The organism is Mycobacterium sp., assembly GCF_049802695.1.
Classification (GTDB): domain Bacteria; phylum Actinomycetota; class Actinomycetes; order Mycobacteriales; family Mycobacteriaceae; genus Mycobacterium.
The window spans coordinates 1-6,589 of record NZ_JBARMY010000183.1; the positions used below are offsets into that span (position 1 = coordinate 1).

Genomic DNA, 6,589 nt, shown 5'->3' on the forward strand with positions numbered 1-6,589 from the left:
CTAGCTCTAGAAGTCGAGAGACGCTTCAGCCGCAAACGACACTCACCGACCGGCGGCTCGGTGAACAGCGTCCCCCTGACAAGGACCTATCGAGCGGAGGCTCGCTGTTCAGTTCCCATTAGCCGCACGCTGGTGTCCGAACGTGAAGCTGGTCGCACGTTCGGCTGGTGAAGTGACGCTCGTGACCACTCGTGCGAAGCTCCGGTTCGTGGGAGAGCCATTCATCGGCAGTGAGGCGATTGCTCGCGGCACCGTGACCAAGAGCCAGCTTTGCAGTCGCTATGCTCGGCTGTTCCGCGACGTCTACATCAACCCCGATGCAGAAGTCACGGGCGCGCTGCGGGCAAGGGCGGCATGGCTGTGGACTGGGCGCCGAGGAGTGGTCGCAGGGTTCTCGGCGGCCGCGCTGCACGGCAGCAACTGGGTGGACGACCGACGAGTGGTGGAACTGATTCACGACAACCGCCACCGTGTGCCGGGGATTCAGACGCACGGAGACCTCGTCGAGGAGGAGGACGAAATCGTCATGGTTGCCGGTGTTGCAGTGACCTCACCGGTGAGAACCGCGCTCGACCTCGGTTGTTGGTATCCGACTACGACGGCTGTGGCGGGCATCGATGCGCTTGCGCGAGCAACGGAGATCAAAGCGGCTGACGTCGAGCTACTGGCTCGAAGATATGCCGGACGTCGCGGCATCGCGCGGGCACGCCAAGCGATACGCCTGTTCGACGCCGGCGCACAGTCGCCGAAGGAGTCCTGGCTGCGGCTTGTCCTGATCCAGGCGGGTCTGCCTCCGCCACGGACGCAGATTCCGGTGTTCGACGATTTCGGCAGCGCCATCGCATACCTCGACATGGGTTGGGAGGACGTGTTAGTTGCGGTCGAGTACGACGGGGATCACCACCGCAGTGATCGTTTTCAATACAACTGGGACATCAGGCGGCTCGAAAGGTTGCAGCATCTCGGCTGGGTGGTCATCCGCGTGGTGGCGGCAGATCGACCAGCCGACATCGTCCGCCGGGTTCGCGCGGCCTTCGCCCGCCGAGCGTGAAGCCAGCCGCACATTGGCGCTCGAACGTGAAGCTGGCCGCACACTGGGCGATACGAAGCGGAAGTTAGGCCGGCACCAGCTCCACACCGGACAGCACTACGGTGTCGTCGCGTTCGGGCGCGATGACGCGGGCCAGAAGTCGCCCGTCTTCTTTCCAGACCCCGGCCTTCAACGTCTCGCCGGGATACGCGACGCCGGCGAACCGTGCGCCGAATGACCTTACGGCGCTGACGTCGGAATCCAGCGCCGCGTCCACCACCGCCTTGCAGGTCATGCCGTAGCTGCACAGACCGTGCAGGATCGGACGGGAAAAGCCTGCGGCGGCCGCGAATTCGGGATCCGAATGCAGCGGATTGCGATCGCCGCACAGCCGATACAGCAGCGCCTGCTGTGGCAGCACCGGTATCGCAACCTGCACGTCGGGCGCCCGTTCCGGCGTCGAGTCCGACGTTGACGGGCCGCGCGACCCGCCGAAACCGCCTTCGCCGCGGGCGAAGATGGACCGCTGCTGAGTCCATAGCGGAGTGCCGTTGTCACCGGTCACCGACGTCTCCAGGACAATCACCGCGGCCTTGCCCTTGTCCCAGACGTCGACGATCCGGCTGATCGCGCGAGCACTGCCCGACGCCGGCAGCGGCGCGGGCACCGACACCCGCTCGGAGGCGTGCAGGATCTTGGCCAGGTCGATCTCCACACCCGGCCAGCTGACCGTCGGCGGTTCCACTTGATGAAAAGACGCCGCGACACACCCGAACGTCGGCAGCACCTGCGGCTTCTGGTCGAGCACGTAGCTGAGCTCACGGGAATTCATCGGATCGGCACCCGCGCCCAATGCCAAGTTGTAGAGCTGCACATTGGTTGCAGTCCAGTCGAATTCGACAGCTCCGAACTCCGCACCCAGTGCAACATCGAGGTCGATCGGCATGTCAGACCGCCTGCCCGGCGAGATGCAGCGCCGCGAGGTAACCGAAGGTCATCGCCGGCCCGATTGTGCCGCCCGGACCCGGATAGGTGTGTCCCATGACCGGGGCGCTGACATTACCGGCGGCATACAACCCTTCAATGACGCTGCCGTCGTCACGCAGCGCGCGGCCGTGCACATCGGTGCGGACCCCGCCCTTGGTGCCCAGATCCCCGGGAACCATCTTCGCCGCATAAAACGGCGGATGGCCGATCGCGCCGAGGTTGGGGTTGGGCTTGTTCGTCGGGTCGCCGTAGTACCGGTCGTAGGCGCTTTCCCCACGGTGGTAATCCTCGTCGACGCCGGAAGCCGCAAATCCGTTGAACCGCCGAACCGTTGCGATGAACTCGTCGCCGGGCAGCCCGGTCTGGGCTGCCAGCGCCTCGAGGGTGTCGGCGCGGACGATGACGCCTGACTCCAGCCATTTGCGCGGAACCCGTTGCCCTGGCTGTAGTCCGGCGAAGATGTAGCGGTCGCGGTACTGCTGGTCGAACACCAACCACGCCGGAATGTTCTCACCCGGCCCGGGACCTTGGCCGTACTCCCCGCCGTACATGTGGTGACATGCCTCGACGTAGGGCATCGACTCGTTCATGAAGCGCTTGCCGGACATGTTGACGATGATCGACCCGGGCGAGTTGCGCTCCGACAACGCGAACCACGGTGCGCCCACCAGCGGCACGGTCGGGCCCCACCACGCGTCCTCCATCAGTTCTAATGTCGCGCCGAGCTTTTCCGCGGCGACGATGCCGTCACCGGTGTTGGCAATGGCGCCCACGGTCCACTCGGTGGTGATCGGCGCCCGCTGATATTTCACCCGCAATTGCTCGTTGTGCTCGAACCCGCCGGAGGCGAGAATCACCCCGCGCCGAGCCTTGATCAGCGTGGGTTCCGCAGTCTCGGTCGCGCCGGTGTCCCGCACGTACACCCCGCGAACCGCACCGTCCTCGACGTAGAGGTCGGTCAAAGCCGTGTTGAGCTCGACCGGGACGCCGGCCTGCCGCAGCCCGATCCGCAACGGTCCGATCAGGGCGCGTCCCATCCCGACCAGGTTCTTGCCGGTCGCTTTCGCCCACACCGTCCTCGCACCCACTTTGACGCTGCGCAGCACCCCCCGCGGGTGTCGTTTCAACTGGTTCAGCCGGACGTAATCCTGCTGCATCACAACGACATTCAGTGGTACTTTGCCGTAGGCCGGCTCCAGTCCGTACTCATCGGGACCAAGGTTGCGGGCGTTGAAAGGTTTCGGCTCGATCGACCGACCGCCCGGGCGCCCGCCGTCAGCCTCGGGATAGTAGTCGGAGTAGTTCGGCACCCAGCACATCTTCAGCGGTGTGTGCTTGAGCACGAAGGACAGCATTTCGGGGCCGCGTTCGAGGTAGGTGTCGATACGTTCCGGCTCGACGACGTCACCGATGATTCCGTGTAGGTAAGTGCGGGCGGCTTGGGTGGTGTCTTCGACGCGATGGCGCGTGAGGACCTCGTTGTTGGGAATCCACACGCCGCCGCCGGACCGTGCCGTCGAACCGCCATAGTGCGGAGCCTTTTCGATGACTATTGTCGAGAGACCCCGGTGAGCGGCGGTGAGGGCGGCGACCATGCCGGCGCCGCCGCTTCCGACCACGACGACGTCGTACTCCTGGCTAGCCATGTAGAACACGTTATAGAATTGCCCGGGCCGGGCGCTACTGCACCGGTCACACCAACGAGGGGACTTCGGCTTAGATGCTCGACAGCGTCACCCGCGATGAGTTGGCCGCCGAACTGGCGCAGGCCGAGCGTGGCCGTGAGCCGATCAACCCCTTGACCGCCGCACAGCCCGGGATCGACGTGGTCGACGCTTACGAGATTCAGCTGATCAACATCCGGCAGCGGGTGGCCGAGGGTGCTCGCGTGGTGGGCCACAAGGTCGGTTTGTCGTCGCAAGCGATGCAGCAGATGATGGGGGTCGACGAGCCGGACTACGGGCACCTGCTGGACGAGATGGAGGTGTTCGAGAACACCGCGGTCAAGGCGTCGAACTATCTGTATCCACGGGTAGAGGTCGAGGTGGGGTTCATCCTGGCCGAGGATTTGCCGGGCGCTGATTGCACCGAGGACGACGTGCTGGCGGCGACGGCGGCGTTCGTCCCGTCCATCGAACTGATCGACACCCGCATCACCGACTGGAAGATCGCCCTGTGCGACACCATCGCCGACAATGCCTCCTCCGCGGGCTTCGTCCTGGGTGCGGCGCGGGTTGCGCCGGCAGACGTCGACATCGCCGGAATCGACGCGGTATTGACCCGCAACGGCGAGGTGGTGGCCAAGGGCCGCAGCGATGCAGTGCTGGGCAACCCGGTCACCGCGGTGGCCTGGCTGGCCCGCAAAGTAGAGAGCTTCGGCGTGCGGCTCAAAGCCGGGGACGTGGTTCTTCCCGGATCCTGCACGCGCGCGATCGACGCGCGGGCCGGTGACGAGTTCGTCGCAGAATTCGCTCACCTGGGGTCCGTGCGGTTGTCTTTCGAATAGAAGGAGCGGTCGAGATGGCTTTCACAGGCGCGAAGGCGAAGGTTGCCATTGTCGGGTCGGGCAACATCAGCACCGATCTGCTCTACAAGTTGCTGCGATCGGACTGGCTCGAACCACGCTGGATGGTCGGGATCGACCCGGAGAGCGAAGGGCTGGCGCGGGCGCGCAAGCTCGGCCTGGAAACCACCCATGAGGGGGTCGACTGGCTGCTGGCGCAGGCCGATAAGCCCGACCTGGTGTTCGAGGCGACGAGCGCGTATGTGCACCGGGATGCGGCGCCGAAATACGAGGCCGCGGGCATCCGGGCGATCGACCTGACGCCGGCGGCGGTCGGCCCCGCGGTGATCCCGCCGGCCAATCTGCGTGCTCACCTTGACGCACCCAACGTCAACATGATTACCTGCGGCGGACAGGCGACCATTCCGATCGTCTACGCGGTGTCGCGTGCCGTTGCCGAGCGAGGCGGCGTCCCCTACGCCGAGATCGTCGCGTCGGTGGCGTCACTGTCGGCCGGACCGGGAACCCGCGCCAACATTGACGAGTTCACCAAGACCACCAGCAAAGGTGTGGCAACCATCGGCGGCGCCCGGCGCGGCAAGGCGATCATCATCCTGAACCCTGCTGATCCGCCGATGATCATGCGAGACACCATCTTCTGCGCTCTGCCCGAGGACGCGGACCGCGACGCGATCACCCGGTCGATCCACGACGTGGTCGCCGAAGTGCAGACCTACGTGCCCGGATACCGGTTGCTCAACGACCCGCAGTTCGACGAGCCGTCCATGCACTCCGGTGGACAGGCGTTGGTCACCACCTTCATCGAGGTCGAGGGCGCCGGCGATTACCTGCCGCCCTACGCGGGCAACCTCGACATCATGACCGCGGCTGCCACGAAGGTCGGCGAGGAGATCGCCAGGGAAGCCCTCTCCACGACGGCCGGAGGAGTAAAAGCATGACGTGCGCCGTCGACGATGCAGAGCGAAGCGATGAGGAGGAGGGGCGCCAATGACTACTGACGTCTACTTCAACCCGATCTGGGACGTCCGGATCACCGACACCTCGTTACGGGACGGGTCGCACCACAAGCGCCATCAATTCTCCGAAGACGAGGTGCGCGCCATCGTGGCGGCTCTCGACGCCGCGGGCGTGCCGGTCATCGAGGTCACCCACGGCGACGGTCTTGGCGGATCGTCGTTCAACTACGGCTTCTCCAAAACTCCCGAGCAGGAGTTGATCAAGCTGGCCGCCGACACCGCGCTAGAGGCCAGGATTGCATTTTTGATGCTGCCCGGCGTCGGAACCAAGGACGACATCAAAGAAGCGCAGAACAACGGCGGGGTGATCTGCCGGATCGCGACGCACTGCACCGAAGCCGACGTCAGCATCCAGCACTTCGGACTGGCTCGCGAACTGGGGCTGGAAACCGTCGGCTTCCTGATGATGAGCCACACCATTGCGCCGGAGAAGTTAGCGGCGCAGGCCCGCATCATGGCCGACGCCGGATGCCAGTGCGTGTACGTCGTCGACTCTGCCGGCGCCCTGGTGCTCGAAGGCGTACGCGACCGGGTCGCGGCGTTGGTCGCCGAACTGGGCGACGACGCGCAGGTCGGTTTCCATGGGCATGAGAACCTCGGCTTGGGGGTGGCGAATTCGGTGGAAGCGGTCCGCGCCGGCGCCAAGCAGATCGACGGAAGCGTGCGCCGTTTCGGCGCCGGAGCCGGCAACGCCCCGGTAGAAGCACTGATCGGGGTCTTCGACAAGATCGGCGTCAAGACCGGCATCGACTTCTTCGACATTGCCGACGCCGCCGAGGACATCGTGCGCCCGGCGATGCCGGCCGAGTGCCTGCTCGACCGCAACGCGCTGATCATGGGTTACTCCGGCGTCTACTCCAGTTTCCTCAAGCATGCAGTTCGCCAGGCCGAACGCTACGACGTGCCGGCTCACCAGCTGTTACACCGGGCGGGTCAGCGCAAGCTCATCGGCGGTCAGGAAGACCAGTTGATCGACATCGCGCTCGAGATCAAACGCGAACAAGCCGCGAGCGGGCAGGAAACCGTCGCACA

General features: G+C 65.3%; 6 protein-coding genes. 4 read left to right on the top strand and 2 right to left on the bottom strand.

What is annotated here, in order from left to right:
• The first annotated feature begins 208 nt into the window (after positions 1 to 208).
• Complete coding sequence (locus tag WA317_RS07360; protein WP_425172407.1) at positions 209 to 1,051, top strand: hypothetical protein; 843 nt, start codon at positions 209 to 211, stop codon at positions 1,049 to 1,051.
• Between the two features lie 64 nt (positions 1,052 to 1,115).
• On the opposite strand, the gene WA317_RS07365 is transcribed toward WA317_RS07360, so the two are convergent.
• Positions 1,116 to 1,976 (bottom strand): MaoC/PaaZ C-terminal domain-containing protein, encoded by an 861-nt coding sequence (locus WA317_RS07365; RefSeq protein WP_425172408.1) that lies wholly within the window; start codon positions 1,974 to 1,976, stop codon positions 1,116 to 1,118.
• Position 1,977: 1 nt separating this feature from the next.
• Positions 1,978 to 3,663: a 3-oxosteroid 1-dehydrogenase gene (gene kstD / locus WA317_RS07370; RefSeq protein WP_425172409.1), complete on the bottom strand. Its 1,686-nt coding sequence runs from the start codon at positions 3,661 to 3,663 to the stop codon at positions 1,978 to 1,980.
• Between the two features lie 74 nt (positions 3,664 to 3,737).
• Here kstD and WA317_RS07375 point away from each other — a divergent pair, with 74 nt between their 5' ends.
• The 3 genes from WA317_RS07375 to dmpG form a co-directional block, all read left to right on the top strand.
• Positions 3,738 to 4,523, top strand: coding sequence for a 2-keto-4-pentenoate hydratase (locus WA317_RS07375; RefSeq protein WP_425172410.1), 786 nt, complete (start codon positions 3,738 to 3,740; stop codon positions 4,521 to 4,523).
• 14 nt (positions 4,524 to 4,537) lie between these two features.
• The gene (locus tag WA317_RS07380) at positions 4,538 to 5,479 is read left to right on the top strand and encodes an acetaldehyde dehydrogenase (acetylating) (RefSeq protein WP_425172411.1); all 942 of its coding nucleotides are present in this window, start codon (positions 4,538 to 4,540) and stop codon (positions 5,477 to 5,479) included.
• 49 nt (positions 5,480 to 5,528) lie between these two features.
• A partial coding sequence (gene dmpG / locus WA317_RS07385; protein ID WP_425172412.1) for a 4-hydroxy-2-oxovalerate aldolase occupies positions 5,529 to 6,589 on the top strand: 1,061 nt, incomplete at its 3' end.

What these genes read in the sequence shown, in the direction of transcription:
- WA317_RS07365 (WP_425172408.1), bottom strand. Translation starts at nt 1,976, where the DNA reads ATGCCGATCGACCTCGATGTTGCACTGGGTGCGGAGTTCGGAGCTGTC.
- kstD (WP_425172409.1), bottom strand. Translation starts at nt 3,663, where the DNA reads ATGGCTAGCCAGGAGTACGACGTCGTCGTGGTCGGAAGCGGCGGCGCC.
- WA317_RS07375 (WP_425172410.1), top strand. Translation starts at nt 3,738, where the DNA reads ATGCTCGACAGCGTCACCCGCGATGAGTTGGCCGCCGAACTGGCGCAG.
- WA317_RS07380 (WP_425172411.1), top strand. Translation starts at nt 4,538, where the DNA reads ATGGCTTTCACAGGCGCGAAGGCGAAGGTTGCCATTGTCGGGTCGGGC.